At 36.1% G+C, this 17,353-nt stretch carries 17 protein-coding genes; 4 read left to right on the top strand and 13 right to left on the bottom strand.

Features of this window, described 5'->3' with window-relative positions; genetic code table 11:
* Nucleotides 1-34: 34 nt before the first annotated feature.
* The 3 genes from IGL32_RS04795 to IGL32_RS04785 form a co-directional block, all read right to left on the bottom strand.
* Nucleotides 35-814 carry an ABC transporter permease gene (locus tag IGL32_RS04795; RefSeq protein WP_002379351.1) on the bottom strand — a complete coding sequence of 260 codons (780 nt, stop codon included), beginning with the start codon at nt 812-814 and terminating at the stop codon, nt 35-37.
* Nucleotides 807-1,643, bottom strand: a complete 837-nt coding sequence (locus IGL32_RS04790; protein WP_002382189.1) for an ABC transporter permease — start codon at nt 1,641-1,643, stop codon at nt 807-809. Before IGL32_RS04790 ends, IGL32_RS04795 begins: the two co-directional genes overlap by 8 nt.
* Before the next feature lie 207 nt (nt 1,644-1,850).
* A complete protein-coding gene (locus IGL32_RS04785) occupies nt 1,851-2,255 on the bottom strand; it encodes a lipoprotein (protein WP_002379350.1) in 405 nt (134 codons plus the stop codon).
* Nucleotides 2,256-2,461: 206 nt separating this feature from the next.
* Here IGL32_RS04785 and IGL32_RS04780 point away from each other — a divergent pair, with 206 nt between their 5' ends.
* A complete protein-coding gene (locus IGL32_RS04780; RefSeq protein WP_002379349.1) occupies nt 2,462-3,223 on the top strand; it encodes a WxL domain-containing protein in 762 nt (253 codons plus the stop codon).
* A 113-nt stretch (nt 3,224-3,336) separates the two neighbouring features.
* On the opposite strand, the gene IGL32_RS04775 is transcribed toward IGL32_RS04780, so the two are convergent.
* From IGL32_RS04775 to alsS, 3 genes are all read right to left on the bottom strand, one after another.
* Entirely contained in the window at nt 3,337-4,419 is a 1,083-nt protein-coding gene (locus IGL32_RS04775; protein ID WP_002357921.1) for a PA2928 family protein, read from the bottom strand.
* A 157-nt stretch (nt 4,420-4,576) separates the two neighbouring features.
* Nucleotides 4,577-5,281 (bottom strand): acetolactate decarboxylase, encoded by a 705-nt coding sequence (gene budA, locus IGL32_RS04770; RefSeq protein WP_002357922.1) that lies wholly within the window; start codon nt 5,279-5,281, stop codon nt 4,577-4,579.
* Nucleotides 5,282-5,292: 11 nt separating this feature from the next.
* The gene (alsS, locus tag IGL32_RS04765) at nt 5,293-6,945 is read right to left on the bottom strand and encodes an acetolactate synthase AlsS (RefSeq protein WP_002379348.1); all 1,653 of its coding nucleotides are present in this window, start codon (nt 6,943-6,945) and stop codon (nt 5,293-5,295) included.
* Between the two features lie 277 nt (nt 6,946-7,222).
* On the opposite strand from alsS, the gene IGL32_RS04760 reads away from it, so the two are divergent.
* Nucleotides 7,223-8,134 (top strand): LCP family protein, encoded by a 912-nt coding sequence (locus IGL32_RS04760; RefSeq protein WP_002385983.1) that lies wholly within the window; start codon nt 7,223-7,225, stop codon nt 8,132-8,134.
* Nucleotides 8,135-8,186: 52 nt separating this feature from the next.
* Here IGL32_RS04760 and IGL32_RS04755 read toward each other — a convergent pair whose 3' ends face one another.
* The 3 genes from IGL32_RS04755 to IGL32_RS04745 form a co-directional block, all read right to left on the bottom strand.
* Nucleotides 8,187-9,530, bottom strand: coding sequence for an NADH peroxidase (locus IGL32_RS04755; RefSeq protein WP_002379347.1), 1,344 nt, complete (start codon nt 9,528-9,530; stop codon nt 8,187-8,189).
* Between the two features lie 185 nt (nt 9,531-9,715).
* Entirely contained in the window at nt 9,716-10,408 is a 693-nt protein-coding gene (locus IGL32_RS04750) for a response regulator (RefSeq protein WP_156210060.1), read from the bottom strand.
* Complete coding sequence (locus tag IGL32_RS04745) at nt 10,389-11,939, bottom strand: Spo0B domain-containing protein (RefSeq protein ID WP_156210061.1); 1,551 nt, start codon at nt 11,937-11,939, stop codon at nt 10,389-10,391. Before IGL32_RS04745 ends, IGL32_RS04750 begins: the two co-directional genes overlap by 20 nt.
* A 147-nt stretch (nt 11,940-12,086) precedes the next feature.
* Here IGL32_RS04745 and IGL32_RS04740 point away from each other — a divergent pair, with 147 nt between their 5' ends.
* Nucleotides 12,087-13,412, top strand: a complete 1,326-nt coding sequence (locus IGL32_RS04740) for a 2-hydroxycarboxylate transporter family protein (RefSeq protein WP_430600095.1) — start codon at nt 12,087-12,089, stop codon at nt 13,410-13,412.
* Between the two features lie 31 nt (nt 13,413-13,443).
* Entirely contained in the window at nt 13,444-14,613 is a 1,170-nt protein-coding gene (locus tag IGL32_RS04735; protein WP_033921766.1) for an NAD(P)-dependent malic enzyme, read from the top strand.
* Between the two features lie 73 nt (nt 14,614-14,686).
* On the opposite strand, the gene IGL32_RS04730 is transcribed toward IGL32_RS04735, so the two are convergent.
* From IGL32_RS04730 to ireB, 4 genes are all read right to left on the bottom strand, one after another.
* Nucleotides 14,687-15,535: a helix-turn-helix domain-containing protein gene (locus IGL32_RS04730; RefSeq protein ID WP_002382173.1), complete on the bottom strand. Its 849-nt coding sequence runs from the start codon at nt 15,533-15,535 to the stop codon at nt 14,687-14,689.
* Nucleotides 15,536-16,035: 500 nt separating this feature from the next.
* Nucleotides 16,036-16,341, bottom strand: a complete 306-nt coding sequence (locus tag IGL32_RS04725) for a DUF1292 domain-containing protein (protein WP_002357933.1) — start codon at nt 16,339-16,341, stop codon at nt 16,036-16,038.
* Between the two features lie 37 nt (nt 16,342-16,378).
* Complete coding sequence (ruvX, locus tag IGL32_RS04720) at nt 16,379-16,801, bottom strand: Holliday junction resolvase RuvX (RefSeq protein ID WP_002357936.1); 423 nt, start codon at nt 16,799-16,801, stop codon at nt 16,379-16,381.
* Nucleotides 16,798-17,067: a regulatory phosphoprotein IreB gene (ireB, locus tag IGL32_RS04715; protein ID WP_002357937.1), complete on the bottom strand. Its 270-nt coding sequence runs from the start codon at nt 17,065-17,067 to the stop codon at nt 16,798-16,800. Before ireB ends, ruvX begins: the two co-directional genes overlap by 4 nt.
* Between the last annotated feature and the right edge of the window lie 286 nt (nt 17,068-17,353).

Here is a 17,353-nt window from a genome sequence, read left to right as displayed (position 1 = left end):
TTCTCCTCTTTCTATCTCGTGCTTCTTCCATGTTTTAGGCAATGGAAGCTAGTCCCAACGTTTTTTCAATTAAAAACATTAAGCCCATTGTTAGTAGCATCAACAATACAGAAATTGCTGAAACAGTTGGATCATAATTGTATTCCATATAACTTAATAAAGAAGTAGGCAGCATCGTCACACCGGGACCTGATAAAAACATCGATACAGGAACATTGTTAAACGAATTGACAAATGCTAACATAAAGGCTGCAAAAATTCCTGAAGACACATTGGGTAAAACAATTTGAATAAAAGCTCGCAATCTTGTACAACCTAATGTCCAAGCTACTTCTTCCATTGAATAATCTAGTTGTTCCATACTTGACCCAACCACTCGAGTAATATAAGGCAAACTAATTAAAAAATGCCCCATTAATAATCCTTGAAAGACAGGCAAACCTAATTTAATAACAATATATTGAAATAACGTATACCCGACCACAATTCCTGGAATCACAGTTGGGGATAAGAAAAAGCTTTTAATAAAGTTGCGCCCGCGAACGGAATAACGTGCCAGCGCATAGGAAGCCGGAATCCCTACTATTAATGCTAAAACAGTCGCTAATACCCCAATCAACAAGCTTAACTTAAAACTGTCCATAAACGTTTCCGATTGTAATGCTTTGGCGTACCAATCTAAAGTAAATCCTTTAATCGGAAATTGAATCGCTGCGGCTGTTCCAAAAGAAGTCACCACAATCAAACATAACGGTAAAAATAAAAACAGAAAAACTAGAATTGCAATAACAGATAGTCCTTTTTGCTTACGCATGATTTGCTTCTCTCCGATCTACTTTCTTAGCGACCATGTCTAGGCCTTTCATCACAATTAATGTCGTTAAAATCATAATAAATGCAAGAACACTCGCCGATTGCCAATCACCTAAAGTATTAGCCTTTTGATATAAGAAGGTCGACATCATCATTTTTTGGTTACCACCTAACAGCTGTGGCGTCGTATAAGCCGTTAAAGTTCCTGTAAACACTAATATACTTCCTACAATGGTGCCTGGAATTGATAAAGGTAAAACAATTTTCCGAAAAGCCGTCATTGGATTGGCGCCTAGCGTCTCAGCCGCTTCTAGCATTTCTCCTTCAATGTTTTCCATAACCCCAACTAAGGTCATAATCATTGTTGGTAAAAATAAATACACTGAACCGATAATAATTGCAAATTCTGTATACAATAAATTCAGCGGTTGCTCAATTAAGCCTGTTTTTAATAACAACGTATTCACTACACCGTTTTTTCCTAAAATGTTAATCCAAGCAAAACTTCGAATAACTGAATTGGTTAATAATGGAAACAAGGTCATAGCCATTAAAAAGCCACGCCATTTTTTGGAAACTCCAGCAATAAAGTATGCCGTTGGAATGCCCAACACGATTGAAATACCCGTCACAATTAACGAAACTCTTATCGTTCGCCAGAAAATTGAAACATTATAGTCATCTTTAAAAAAAGTAACATACTGATTTAGTGTCAAGCCATGATCAGTAAAAATGGTTGGCAAAATGCTAGTAATTAATGGAATCATTAAGAAAAATAATAATAGTACTAGCCCCGGTGCCACAATTAAATAAGGAACTTTCTTGTTCATTCGTACACTCCTCGTTCGTTTTTTCACTTCATCAGTATACGCAAGGAAAACGTATATTTCAACACATTTTCATCTTTTTGTTCGTTTTTAAACCCGAACGTTCGTATATTTTTTCGAAAAAGGTTATTAAAAAATAAAACACGAACATTAAACAAAAAAACACAAACAAGACTGTTTGTGTTTTTTGTCAACTTTTTTATTTATCACTTAATTTTCTTGGAACGTTTGATCCTTTTCCATCATTTTCACTATAATACCATCTTGATACACCTGATAATATCCGAACAATTCATTCTCTTTTGAGACACTATTCTTTTCAGATCTAATTTGAACAACATAACTTCCTTTATTTGACTGCTTAAACGTATAATGAAACGCCGAGTCATTTGTTGGTATCCCTAAACCATTTTGTAAAAATTCAATCGCTTCCTGTTTAGTATAAGATTCTGCTTCTAATTGCGTTCCTAAATGCGGATTTTTTTGATCAACAAATTGTCTTGCTTTGTCATTATTAGCAGACTTTTCTATAACGACTTCCTGTTGCGAATTCCTACTTCCTGAACAGCCAGTTAATACAAATAAAATCACCAACAACCCGAAACACTTACTCAAAGTTTTCTCCTCCTCTCCCTTTTCATTAGTGATACCTGATGATTTCTTTTATATTTTAGCATGCTTGATATAACGAATGGTGCTCAAAAAAGACAGAATCAACAAGTAAAAATTGTCGACTCACCTTTCTCAACTAATATTAAAAACCATCTGTCTCAATATTTTCGAATTTCCTGTAAATTACTGATAAATAAAAACAGCTCCTTTTGCGTATACTTATATTATCAGCACCTAAAGGAGGAACTTTCTTGAAGCAAAAAAATCTACTCACTTATCAATCACTTGTAGCCTTGTTGCTAGTATTCAGTCTCTTTAGTTTTGACCCATCGGTTTCTTTTGCCACCCGTTCTGGAAAAACGCCTGTTTCAGTTGAACTAGAAATTGGAGGGCTGCCTGGTGATGAATCGGTTGACGATGCCATTGATCCTGATTTAGAAAATCCTAACACTAGTTTTGACTTGCTCTTTATTCCGAAAGAATTTACTTTTGAAACCCAAGCGATTTCTGGTGATTTAACGGCAGTTCCTATACGACCTTCTGAAGGCAATACTCATACAATGAGACACTTCGGGATGGGGGATGTTCGCGGAGCCTTAACTGGTTGGCATGTCACTGCTGAAATCCCACACATGCGAAACGAAGCTCATTCTTTACTAGGCATCATTACGTTTCAATTAACAGGCAGCTATGCTCGCTATGACAAAACGTTAAGGCGTTTCTTTATGACAAATACAATGTATGGACTGGATTTTTCAGAAGATCCTGCTGCACCCGACTTCCCGACCAACCCAATTATTATCGGTAACGGTGCGACTTTAATGAGTAACGCTGGTGATAGAAAAGGACAAGGAATGTGGAGCGGCCGCATGACCGATATTTCTCTTGCAATCCAAACCCCTGTTTCACAATTATTTCCTGGCGCATATACAGGTTCGATTATCTGGAATTTAATCTCTGGACCTGCATAAAATAAAAAAACGCTTAGAAAACTAGCGGAATCACTACTCTTCTAAGCGTTTTTTTATATCATAAGGACTATTTGCTCCTTCTATTTGTCTAAGCATGCTTTACCACTTTTCGTTTAACGAATCACTTGGCCCCAACGGTAATCAAACTGATACTCTTGATTACCATTATTCAGGTTAATTTTGTATAAATAACGCGGGACTTTAATGAATAACGCATCCTCTACTTGAAAAGCTTCAATAGGTACATTTTCTTTAGTTAAAAGCAACGGTGTTTGCCACTCGTATGTTTTTTTCTGCCAATTGTATAAGCCAACTATCGCTTGATTACTTTGTCTTTTCTTGTATGACAGAACATAATAATTTGCTTCATCTTTCTTGCCTAATAAAACTGGTGCTATTAGTTGCTCTTCTAGTTTTCCTTGCACTGTTGTACGCTCTTCCGATGACAGCTCTTGACCAATTTGACTCTCATTTGAATCTACCGTCCATTTAGGCGCTTCTTGTGTTTGAAAGACTTCTTTGAAAGTTGGGTCTTGTTTTAACTGCCAATTTTTCAAATCTAATTGATAATATCGATTGTTTAATCCATAAATATAGAGATAGCGATTATCCATAAAACGATAATCAACGAAATCAGAGCTTAAATAGTCTTTTAATTCAGGGAATTTCTTCACTAAATCTGCTTCAGAAAACTGTTTTTTCCCTGTTTTTGTATCTAGTAAGTAAATGGCCTCGTTATCAGCATTATTCAAAACCACATATTGATCTGTTTGACCAATTAAATAATCACGCCAACCTAAACGTTTACTCCACATTCGTTCGCCCGTCTGACTATTAACAGAAATCACTTGGAACAATGAGTTACTGGTGCTAATGCCATTCGTTCGTCCATTTGGAATAATCATTCGCTCGATTGAAGTTAAGCCTTTTGTTTTTTCAGAATAAAACGTCGCACTTTTCTCTTCAATCGTTACTGAACGAAACATTCCGAAAAAGATTAAACCAGCAAAATGTACCACTGCAAGATAAACCAATAAAATTAACGCATAGGGAACCAGTCTCCTTGTACTCCGCCTTCTTATTAAGGAAATAACCAAAATACCACTAATTACTATAAAAATAATTGCTACAATGATAACAAAAATATCATGATAGAGCCAACCAGACAATTGCCAACTTCTATAAAGTGTGTCCATTACGCCATCCTTTCCAATTGTTATTTGCTTATTATAAAAAGGATACTATTTTTTTTTGAAAAATAACAACAAAAAGCGACGAACAGCAATAAGCCCATTCAAGTTGACCTAGTTAGTCAACTTGAATGGGCGTGGAGAAATGTGCCTTGTTATTCAGTTATTCCGCTTCTTCAATTGCGGACAAAGCTTTTGCAATATCAATTTCTTTATTCCGATAATCAGCATCATGAACTGGAAAATGCTGTCGCAATTCTGCTGTTTCCATCCACGAAACAGTCCCTTGTTTAATGCCAAAATCAAGAATGTGCCCACCAAATTGGTGATCCTCACTGATAAAGTGCAAATGAAACCCTGCGGCAGAGGCACCATGAAATAATTTAGGTGTAAAGAACCCTACAACTGTTCCCTGAATATTCTCCGCTGTAAATTCAGGTTGATTGCGTGCTGCTTCTACAAATGGTGGATACGGTTTTTCTTGTTTAGGTGCCACACGGACATGCATCTTCGCAAAAAGACCGCTAATTTTAATTGCCGCAAAAAAATTAGGACTAATTTTTTCTAAAATTTGTGCTTTAATATTTTCATCGGTTTCCGTTGATACAGGGAATGCGCCATCTTCTTGAAAACGAGTAACTGCGGCATATGGCGTTAATTCTTCGCCTTCTAGAATAGTAATTTCGCCAGTTTGATTTGCATGATACAATGTACCGTCCAATAAAATAATTTCGCCATTTGAGCCTTCTAATGTCCCAATTCCAAAATCACCTTGCGTGAGTAACGTACCAATTTCTGCCGTTCCTGCCATCAAACTTTCCATTAAACCGCCTAGCGTACCATGTTGATAAACATATTGTTCGCTCATTTTTCCATCTCCTAATAAAGTTGATCTGGTAACAATGTTTTACCTAATTCTTGATTATCTGAATAATCCACAGGAACATCAATAATCACTGGGCCTTCTGTTTGCATTCCTTCTTCTAAAGCTGCGGCAAATTCTGCTTGTGAATGAACTCGAACCCCTTTGGCTCCAAAAGCTTCAGCATACTTCACAAAATCAACTGGACCAAAATCTACGCCAGAGGATCGATTATATTTCATTTCTTCTTGGAATTTAACCATATCATAACTACCATCATTCCAAATAATATGCACGATATTTTGCTTTAAACGAACCGCTGTTTCTAATTCTTGCGCCGAAAATAGGAAACCGCCGTCCCCAGAAACAGAGATAATTTGTGTATTTGGACGAACTAGTGCAGCTGAGATTGCCCAAGGCAAAGCGACACCTAATGTTTGCATGCCGTTACTAAATAATAAATGACGCGGTTCATAACTTCTAAAGTGGCGAGCCATCCAAATGTAGTGACTCCCTACGTCAACAGTAACTGTCATTTCATTCGTGGTTTTTTCTTGAAGCGTTTGAACAATTTCTAATGGATGTAATCGATTTTCAATTGTACTTGTTTTTACTTCTTTAATCGTTAATTTTTCTTGAAGCGTTTCTAAATAATCTTGCGCATCTTCTGTTAATATTGGTTCACTAAATGCTTCTGATAATTTCAAAATATTTTTAGACATATCACCAATTAGCTCTTCTTCCGGTTGCATATATTGATCAATTTCCATTTGAACTTCATCAATAACAATAACGCGCGCATCTTTTTCTGCGTTCCAATTACGTGCCTCATATTCAATTGGGTCATAACCAATCGCAATCACTAAATCACTTCTTTTTAACAAACGGTCCCCAGGTTGGTTTCGAAATAAACCAACACGCCCAAAGAAATGTTCTTCTAATTCTTTTGAAATAATGCCTGCTCCTTGGAACGTTTCCACGACTGGCAAACCAGTTATAGCAACCAATTCACGAATGGCTGCGGTAACTTTTCGTGCAGAGGCCCGCATTCCTAAAAGTAAAACAGGTAATTTCGCTTGCTTGATTCGTTCAGCTAAAGCTGCGATTGTTCCTGCTGATGCATGGCCCAGTTTCGGAGCCGACAAAGGCTTAATTGCTTCGCCTGTCACCGGACTATCTGTGACATCTTGTGGGATCGATAAGAATGTTGCGCCTTTTTTCGCTGTTTTGGCGATACGGTAAGCATTGGCAATATTTTCAGATAATGTTTCTGGATCTTGAATTTCTGTACTGAATTTTGTTATTGGACTAAATAATGCAGCATTATTCATGCTTTGGTGAGTTAATTTTGACAAATCGGACCGTTTCACCTGTCCAGCCAATGCTAAAACAGGGTCCCCTTCTGCAGTCGCAGTTACTAACCCAGTTGCTAAATTGCTGGCACCAGGTCCACTAGTTGCAATAACTAAGCCAGGCTCTCCCGTCAAACGACCAATCCCTTGTGCCATAAAGGCAGCGTTTTGTTCATGTCGAGCTAAAATTAATTCTGGACCTTTGTCAACTAATGCATCAAAAACCCCATCAATTTTTGCACCGGGAATCCCAAAAATATAGGGCACTTCGTGATTGATTAAACTTTCTACTATGATATCTGATCCTTTTTTACTCACTGTTATACCTCCAATTAAAATCTGTACTAATTACAAATACAAAAATACCACTAAAATTCTAATTAATCAACAATGAAACACATTGGAAACGTGTAATATACTAATTCGCATATTTTAATAGAATTGAGATATTTCAAAAGATTAAGCAAAAATAATGCAAAATACCTTAAAGTTTTATAGTCTTTCAACAATTATTATATACTTCTTCACTAAAAATTAGTAAGATTAACCTATAAGAAAAAAATCACAACCTGTGATAAATTATTGGAGGAAAAATATGTCAAAAGGGAAGAAAATTTTTGCCATTATCTTTGGAATTATCTTGGTTCTATTTCTTGCAGTTGTTGGAATGGGAGCAAAACTTTATTGGGATGTTTCTAAATCAATGGATAAAACCTATGAAACAGTAGAACGATCTAAAAAAAGTCAGGTCAATTTAAACAATAAGGAGCCTTTTTCTGTTTTATTATTAGGGATTGATACAGGCGATGATGGGCGTGTCGAGCAAGGTCGTTCGGATACAACAATTGTTGCAACAGTTAATCCTCGTGACAAGCAAACAACCTTAGTCAGTCTTGCTCGCGATACCTATGTTGATATTCCAGGTCAAGGAAAACAAGATAAATTGAATCACGCCTATGCTTTTGGTGGCGCATCTTTAGCAATGGACACAGTTGAAAACTATTTAAACATACCTATTAATCATTATGTTTCAATTAATATGGCTGGTTTAAAAGAATTAGTCAACGCGGTTGGCGGAATCGAAGTGAACAATAATCTGACTTTTTCTCAAGACGGATATGATTTTACGATTGGTAAAATTTCATTGGATGGTGAACAAGCACTCTCCTATTCAAGAATGCGTTACGAAGACCCTAATGGTGACTACGGCCGCCAAGAACGTCAAAGAAAAGTGATTGAAGGCATCGTCCAAAAAGTCTTAAGTCTTAACAGCGTAAGCAACTATCAAGAAATTTTAACAGCTGTTTCTGATAATATGAAGACAGATTTAAGTTTTGATGACATGAAAAAAATTGCCTTAGATTATCGCAGTGCCTTTGGTAAAGTGAAACAAGACCAACTTCAAGGTACTGGTTTTATGCAAGATGGTGTTTCCTATCAACGTGTGGATGAACAAGAATTAACTCGTGTCCAACAAGAGTTGAAAAATCAATTGAATACAAAATAAAAATAAAACCCACGAGTACTATAAATACTCATGGGTTTTATTTTCTCTTCTATTAACGTTCTTGTTTCACCGCTTCTAAAGCCGCTGTATTAATAATATTCCAAGGTTTGTCAAACGCTGGTTGGAAGAAGAAGTCCGCATAGGCTAAGTCTTCAATCGTCATTTTGGCTTGAATCGCTAATGAAATAGCATTAATGTTTGCAGTTAAATCTGCTTTCGACATTAATTGAGCGCCTAAAATTTGTGTTGTTTCAGGATCATACACTAATTTAAACCAAGCTTTTTGTTTGTCTGGATTAAAGTCCATCAAGTAGTCTTCTACTACTGTCACCGCTTTTGTTTCTTTTCCTAATTTTTGAGCCATGACTTCGTTAATCCCTGTTGAAGCAAATTTATAATCAAAGACGGCCAAGCCAGAAGATCCTTGAACACCAGGGAAAGGTTTAACTGGTTCCTCTAGGTTTTTCACAGCAAAGCGACCTTGTTTACGAGCATTCGTTGCTAAGGCAATATTTACTTCTGTGTCTGCAGGATTGTATTTAATTAACGTAGCATCCCCTACTGCAAATACATCCGGCTCACTTGTCCGCATGTATTCATCCGTCTTGATTAGGCCATTCGGATGTAATTCCAAGGTACCTTTTAACCAAGCAGTGTTTGGACGGACACCAACCGCTACAACGACCAAATCAGCATCGTACGCATTTTTATCTGTAACGATTTTTTGCACACGACCGTCGCCTTCGTAACGTTCAACTGTTTCACCAGTTGCAATGGTAATATTATTAGCTTCCATCTCTTCTGTTAAAACATCTGTAAATTCTTTATCTAGATATACCCCTAATGGACGATCTAAAATGTCAATAACAGTAACCTTTTTGCCGGCTTTTGCAAATGCTTCGGCAGCTTCAATCCCAATATAACCACTACCAATCACAACCACATTATTGACTTCTGGATCTACTGTTTTTTGTTTTAATTTAATGGCCCATTGACGACCACGCATCAAGTAAATATTATCCAAATCTTTACCTGGAATATCTAATTCAAATGGGACAGCTCCGGGACTGATGATTAATTTATCATAATTTTCAACACGTTCTTCACCTGACACTAAATCTTTCACTGTCACTTGATGTTCTTTTGGTTGAATCGCTGTAATTTCAGTATTAGAAAAGACATTTACACCACGGCTCTCCATTTTTTCGCCAGTCATATAGCGAACAGAATTAACATCTTTCACTTTTCCTTCTAGGTACAACTGCATGCCACAAGACAAGAATGAGATAAAATCACCTTTCTCATACCATTGAATTTCTGCATCAGGATGAAGATTTAGTAATTCCTCTACCGCTTCATAACCTCCATGTGATGATCCTAAAACAATAACTTTCATCGCTCGTTCCTCCCATATAATATTATTTCTTACATAATAAAGAATATCATATATTCTCAAAAAATAACAAATAATATCCTCTTTTCCATTCTCAATTAAGTGCTTTAAATGAGAATAAAAAGGAGTATCCTCTGTATTTCGCCACTTTTCAATTACTTTTTTTATTTACTAAAAAATAAAAAATACTAAATTCTCCGATACGATTGATAGGGACGCCCCACTTTTAAATAGCTATTTTTACTTTCTAAAAGGTTATTTTTTTCTAGAAACAACACATATTTGCGAACAGAAACATGTGAAAGCTGACTCGCTTCTGATAATTCTTGAATCGTAAAATAGTCGGTAAATTCGTCTATTTTTTTTAACAATAATTGTAATGTTGCTTGTGTTAGTCCTTTTTCTAAGGACATGTTTTGAAGAGCTTGTTCATTTTTACGTGCGTTTGTCTGTGAATAATGAAATAATTGGTCCACTTTTGTTTGCGAAAGCTCCTTCGTTTCCAGCGTGAATTGAGCAGTTTTTTTCTGATAGTTTTCGATACTTTGTTGAAATCGCTCAAAAGAAAAGGGTTTAACTAAATAGTCTAAAACGCCTAAATGTAAGCTTCGTTTAACATTTTCCAACTCGTTGGCAGCCGTAATCAGGATAACTTCTGTATCAATTTTTTCATCTCTAATTGTTGCCAGATAGGTCAAGCCATTGCCATCTTTTAAATGAACATCTAATAAAACAAGTGCTGGTTGTTTTTCTTTCGTTAATTGTAGACCTTCAGCAATTGTTGCCGCCGTAAAAATAGTCGGTTGGTGAATTAATTTTTCAAGATATTTTTGATGTATATATGCAACCATAGGATCGTCTTCAATAATCAATAGGTTCATTTTCCTCTGCTCCTTCGTAATGAACATTTATGCGAAGGACAAGCCAATTGTTTTGTTGGTTTTCCCAAGTCAATGTCGCTTCCCCATTCTCTAATAATCTTGCCAAATAAGAAGTGAAAAACTCTTGTTCAAAGCGTTCCAGTTGTTCTTTTGGATAAGCAAACGAATAAGTCGTCGTCAAACTTCCTGGCTGATAATCAATGGTTTCAATGATCTCTTCTGGTAACGGTTGTTCCATCAGGAAACGATGAATATAACGGTAGATAGCAATCAAATTTTGCGTATCTTCATCTCGTTTATTTGGTGGAATTTCTGGATAAATTTCAATAGCTAATTGTGTTTTAATTTCTGCAAACTTGATTCTTTCCCCACTTAAAAAACCTGCTAAAATAGGATTCCTAACCAAAATAGCTAAGCGCTGTGCAAATTCCTTTTCTGGTTTCAATAAATCGGCTAGATAATGTTTTAGCGCCTCATAATCTTCTAAATCGACTAAACCATAAATGACATGCATCTTATTCATAAATTCGTGTGATTGACTTTGTAATGCCGAAGCATATGTCGTTGTGCTGACAAGCTGTTCTGCGACAATAAACGTTTCCGTCGCATTTTTCAGAAAGATAACATGCCCAATTGTTTTTTTACGGACATTAATCGGGGCGATTGAGACGAAATAATCCTGGCCATTTTGACGATAGAATTGCTCTGTTTTTGAATGTACGACTAATTTTTCAGGAGATAAAACCAATGCTGAAAGTTTCTTTCCTAGTAAATTTTCTTCACTATTTGTTATATTATGATACATTTTAGTTGCTTCAATATTTGCTAATAAAATATTTTGATCGGTATCAATCACAAGGATTGCATCTTTCGTTTCCTCAAGCATGGCGTTTCGCTCTTCTAATAGACGAGCAATTTCTCTTGGCTCTAAATCGTGAAGTTGTTTTTTTAAATAATAAGAAACCACGATGGCTAATATAAAGCCAAAACCAACACTTAAAAGGACACCCACTGTGTAATCATTTTTTGTTCGTTCAATCAATTGTGAAAGCGAGGTCATTTTAATGCCCATTGCCACAACCCCAATTTGTTTTCCTTGATCATAGACTGGGACAAAACCTCGTAATGATTCTCCTAAACTCCCTTGACTAACAGACAAATGTTCCTCCCCTTTTAATGCTCGCACTTCATCGCCACCTTCAAAATGCTTACCTATTTTTTGGCGATCAGGATGTGTTAAACGAATCCCCTGCATATTCATAATCACGATAAAATCCAACTGATGGATTTCACCTAAACGAACCGTATACGCTTCCAATTCATCTGAATAGTGATCATTCTTTAAGGCTTCAATAACATTCGGTTCAATAGCCAACTGTTCCCCGACGGCTAAAAGTGCTTGCTCTTGGTTTTTACGAACTTCTTTAATTGTTTGGACCGTCGTTACTCCGTAAAAGAAAGTAATCATAATAATTAATGTTGCAATAAAAATCACTGATAAGAAGCACCATAATTTCCCGCCACGCTTCATTCCATCCCTCTTTTCTCTTCAAATAAAGTATAGCATAGGAAGATTTGGTTAAAAAACTTTTCTTTAGTTAAATTAATTAAATAATCTACTCTACAGAAAACGTTTACATTACGATGAATATAGATTAAAGTTATAGGAGGAAATAGCATGGAAAAGAAATTGCACGCAACAGCTGCTAATGAAACAGATTGGCGCAACAAATTAACCAAAACGAGGATTGGTTCGGTTACGTTACCTGTTTATCTTGTAACAGCTAGCATTATTCTTGTTACGGCTCTATTAGAACAACTACCAGTCAATATGTTAGGTGGTTTTGCCGTAATTTTAACAATGGGTTGGTTACTTGGAACAATTGGTGGAAATATTCCTATTTTGAAACATTTTGGCGGTCCCGCAATTTTATCTTTATTAGTACCATCAATTATGGTCTTTTTCAATTTACTCAACCAAAATGTCTTAGACTCAACAGATATTTTAATGAAACAAGCAAACTTTCTCTATTTCTATATTGCTTGTTTAGTTTGTGGAAGTATCCTTGGAATGAACCGCAAAATTTTAGTCCAAGGTTTAATGCGCATGATTGTCCCGATGGCATTAGGAATGATTTTAGCAATGGGCGTTGGGACCCTTGTTGGAACACTGTTAGGTCTCGGTTGGAAACATAGCCTTTTCTATATCGTCACTCCTGTTTTAGCTGGTGGAATCGGTGAAGGTATTCTTCCTTTATCCCTTGGTTATAGTGCCATTACTGGGTTGCCAAGTGAACAATTAGTGGGGCAATTAATTCCCGCAACCATTATTGGTAATTTTTTTGCTATCATGTGTTCAGGTTTACTTAGTCGTTTAGGAGAAAAACGCCCTGAACTTTCTGGACAAGGTCAGTTGATTAAAATTACCAATTCAGATGATTTAAGTGATGCTTTAGAAGAAGACAAAGCACCAATTGATGTAAAATTAATGGGTGCTGGTGTTTTAATTGCGTGTACCTTATTTATTACAGGCGGTTTATTACAACACTTAACAGGCTTTCCTGGTCCTGTTTTGATGATTGTTGTCGCAGCCTTTTTAAAATACTTAAACGTAGTACCGAAAGAAACCCAACGCGGATCAAAACAGCTTTATAAATTTATCTCTGGCAATTTTACGTTCCCGTTAATGGTCGGCTTAGGTATGTTATATATTCCTTTAAAAGATGTCGTAGGAATGCTTAGCTGGCAATATTTTGTTGTGGTAATTAGTATCGTTTTCACTGTTATTGCTACAGGATTTTTCGTTTCACGCTTCATGAATATGAATCCCGTTGAGGCTGCCATTGTCTCCGCTTGTCAGAGTGGTATGGGTGGGACTGGCGATGTGGCTATTTTAAGTACAGCCAATCGAATGAACTTAATGCCGTTTGCACAAGTTGCGACACGTTTAGGCGGTGCCATTACAGTAATAACAATGACTGCTATTTTTAGAATGCTTTTTTAACTATAAGTGAATTATTTAGGAGGAAAATGATATGTCAACAAAAGATGTAAAAGAATTAGCGATTGAGCAAGCAAAAAAATTTGGGGGGAAATTAGAAGTCTGCCCTAAAGTTCCGATTGAAACAAAAGCAGATTTAGGAATTGCCTACACACCAGGTGTTGCGGCTGTTTCTTCTGCCATACATGAAAAAAAAGAACGCGCTTACGAATTAACAACAAAGAAAAACACCGTCGCCGTTATCAGTGATGGTTCAGCAGTTTTAGGTTTAGGTAACATTGGTCCTGAAGCAGCGATGCCTGTCATGGAAGGAAAAGCTGCGTTGTTTAAACGCTTTGCTGGTGTGGATTCGATTCCCCTTGTTTTAGATACACAAGATACTGAAGAAATTATTCAAACGGTGAAATTTTTGGCTCCAACCTTTGGGGGGATTAACTTGGAAGATATCAGCGCTCCTCGTTGTTTTGAAATTGAACAGCGTTTAATCGATGAACTAGATATTCCCGTTTTCCATGATGATCAACACGGGACAGCGATTGTTGTTCTAGCGGCTTTGTACAACAGCTTAAAATTAATTAACAAGAAAATAGAGGACATTCATGTGGTAATCAACGGCGGTGGCTCCGCTGGTCTTTCGATCACAAGAAAATTTTTAGCTGCTGGTGTAAAACATATTATCATTGTTGACCGTGCAGGGATTCTGAGCGAAACAGATACAGCTCTGCCACCACACCACGCAGAAATTGCGAAGCTAACCAATCGGGAACATCGTACTGGTGATTTAGCTACTGCTCTTGAAGGCGCTGATGTCTTTGTTGGTGTTTCAGCACCAGGTGTTTTAAAACCCCAGTGGATTCAACAGATGAATGAGCAGCCAGTTATTTTTGCAATGGCTAACCCGGTTCCTGAAATTTTTCCTGATGAAGCTTTAGCGGCAGGCGCTTATATTGTCGGAACTGGTCGTAGTGACTTTCCGAATCAAATTAATAATGTGTTAGCCTTCCCTGGTATCTTCCGCGGTGCCTTAGATGCTCGGGCGAAAAAGATTACGATTGAAATGCAAATTGCCGCTGCCAAAGGTATTGCAAAATTGATTCCCGATAACGAACTCACGCCGACCAATATTATTCCCGATCCATTCCAAGAAGGAGTCGCAAAAGTCGTCGCCGAAAGCGTCCGTAACGCTGTCAAAGAAACAAATTAAAAAGAGAAAAAAGGAACAACCTAACTCCTCTTGAGTTAAGTTGTTCCTTTTTAAAATCTGAAACGCTAATCTATTATTTAAAACTGATGTTAAACTCTTGCATATCTTTTTCAATATAAGCAAGTAATTTTTTATTTTCAAAGAAACGTGTAAAGTAGTACGCAATACGATAATCTTCAACAGCATCTAGTCCTAGCATTTGTTTATTAAACGCTTTTTCGTATAATAAGCAATCTAAAGAGTAAATAGAACTGTGCGTCCGATTAATTTCGATTCCTTTATCACTTAATTCAATACTCTTTGCATAGTCTTTAATTAATGAATAGAATTTTGCGGTATTATAATAAATACGGCATTGCTCTAATGGATAATCTAATTTGAATTCGCTTAGCAATTGTAAAGATTTATCGTAATAAACTTTTGCTTTTTCAATATCATCTTCTAATTCATATAAAATACCAATCGCATTCATGCTCAAAATATTATAAATATTAATATCACGACTAATTTCAGAACCACGATGTAAATAGAACAATGCTTCGCTATTATTTTTCTTACCTAATAAACTCGTAATTCCTTTATAATAGAAAAATTTTGTTTCTAAAATTCTGTTTGAACTTTCGATATCATCTGGATAGTCTTTCAACAAATCATAGGCTTCATCGTGCTTAAAGTAAAAGCATAATTCTTCTACTTTATTTAATAAGCTTTCGAGTTTTTTCTCACTAGAACCTTCGATACATTCTTCTACTTGTAAGTCTAAACGTAGACATACAGATGAGAAAATGTCTAAACTGTCACACACATTTTTGTTTTCAATGTTACTAATTGTTGCTTGTGTACAAATTCCTTTTGCCAATTCAGCTTGCGATAATTTTTTCTTTTTACGCGCTGTTTTGATTTTTTCTCCCGCTACTCTCACAGTCAAAACTCCAATCTTTCTATTTTTTTTGTATTAAACATACCATCATTTTACAGATAATGTTATAATGAAGCTATCATAATAAAGGAGGTGAAATATATGTTTGATTTACTTGCTTTATTAACTGGAATTTCAGTTCGTGGCAATGCACCACACCAATAATTACGTGTTTGTTTAACTGAATTTCTGACGGCTCTACCTATGCCAGTAGGTGGAGCCATTTTTTTATTTAATATTATAAAATTAACAGTATTTCTAAAACCTCACACTTAGTATAACACAAATTATAAATTATGCTAGATAGTTGCCAAATTAACGTCATTACAAGGATGTTACGTTTTTACAACATCTTGTAAAACTAGACAATGCTGTCCTTCTTTATCCACCACACTCAATGATAGTGATAGTATCTTATGATAGAAACAACATGTACATTATAACAATTATTATTAAGAAAGCTACTTCTCAATAGGAGAAGTAGCGCTTCTCTCGTTACAGTTTTACTCTTCTTCTTCAGCCATGAATGTATTGAAAACTTCTTCAATCATATCCCATTCAGCGTCTGTTTCAATTTGCTGTAAATCGCCTTCTGTACCTTCTGCGTTTTCCACATATGAGTAAGCTTGCAATTCAACATCTTCATCCTCAGGAATTCCTGCTGGATATAATAAAACATAATTTTTACCGAATTCTTCTTGACCGTCAACAGTTAGTAGGATCTCGTATAATGTTTCATTTCCTTGTTCGTCTACTAAAGTAATGTGTTCATGTCCTTCGTGATCATGATCGTGGTTGTGTTCTGTCATTCTTCTTCTCTCCCTTGATGTATTCAAAGCTCGATAATTATCGGCTATGTGCATCTAAATAATTTTGTAGAATCATTACTGCCGCTAGTTTATCAATCACTTTTTTTCTTTTGGCTCTTGAAGCATCTGCTTGCTCCACCAAGAAACGCTCTGCTTGGACAGTTGTTAATCGTTCATCTTGATAGTCAACAGGTAATTGAAATAATTCTTGAATCTTATCACCATATGCCATGGATGCTTCAGCTCTAGGACCGATGGAATTATTCATGTTTTTCGGTAAACCTACGACAAATTTTGTGACTTCGTATTCTTTCACCAATTCACCTAATCGCTCAAAACCGAAGTTCTCTTCCTCTTCATTGATGCGAATAATTTCGATGCCTTGTGCTGTCCAACCTAATAAATCACTAACAGCCACACCGACTGTCCGTGAACCTACATCTAGCCCCATGATCCTCATTTGATATCGATTCCGTGGTTCGCTAAGTAATATTTGGTTAATTCTTCCATGATTTCATCACGTTCATGACGACGAATTAAGTTTCGAGCATCTTGATAACGAGGAATGTAAGCCGGGTCCCCAGAAAGTAAATACCCTACTATTTGGTTAATAGGATTGTATCCCTTTTCTTCTAATGCCCGATATACGGTTTCTAACGTTTCACTGATTGCTTTTTTTCGATTATCATCAAAATCAAAGCGTACTGTTTCGTCTGTAAAACCCATTTTACTACACCTCACTTCTACTTTTATACAATTTCATTTTACTAGAAAAGAACCGAAACTACAAACAAAATTTCTTCTCCTTCTCTCTTTTTTGTTATTTCTTAGTCTTTTATTAATAAAGGCTTCGTAAAAAAATGACAGCCATCGATAATTTTAAAATTATAAAAACAAATACACAACTTTATAAAACAAGAATAAAGCTCTGCTAAATCGCCAGAATATCACCTTTCCCTCCAATTCATTTTGCGAAAAAATCGACGTTTTTCTTTTGAAAACTTTTAAATAT

Source organism: Enterococcus sp. AZ035 (genome assembly GCF_050548325.1).
Taxonomy (GTDB): Bacteria; Bacillota; Bacilli; order Lactobacillales; family Enterococcaceae; genus Enterococcus; species Enterococcus faecalis.
The sequence above is the reverse complement of the archived record's forward strand: the minus strand, read 5'-3'. Positions and strand labels throughout refer to the sequence as shown.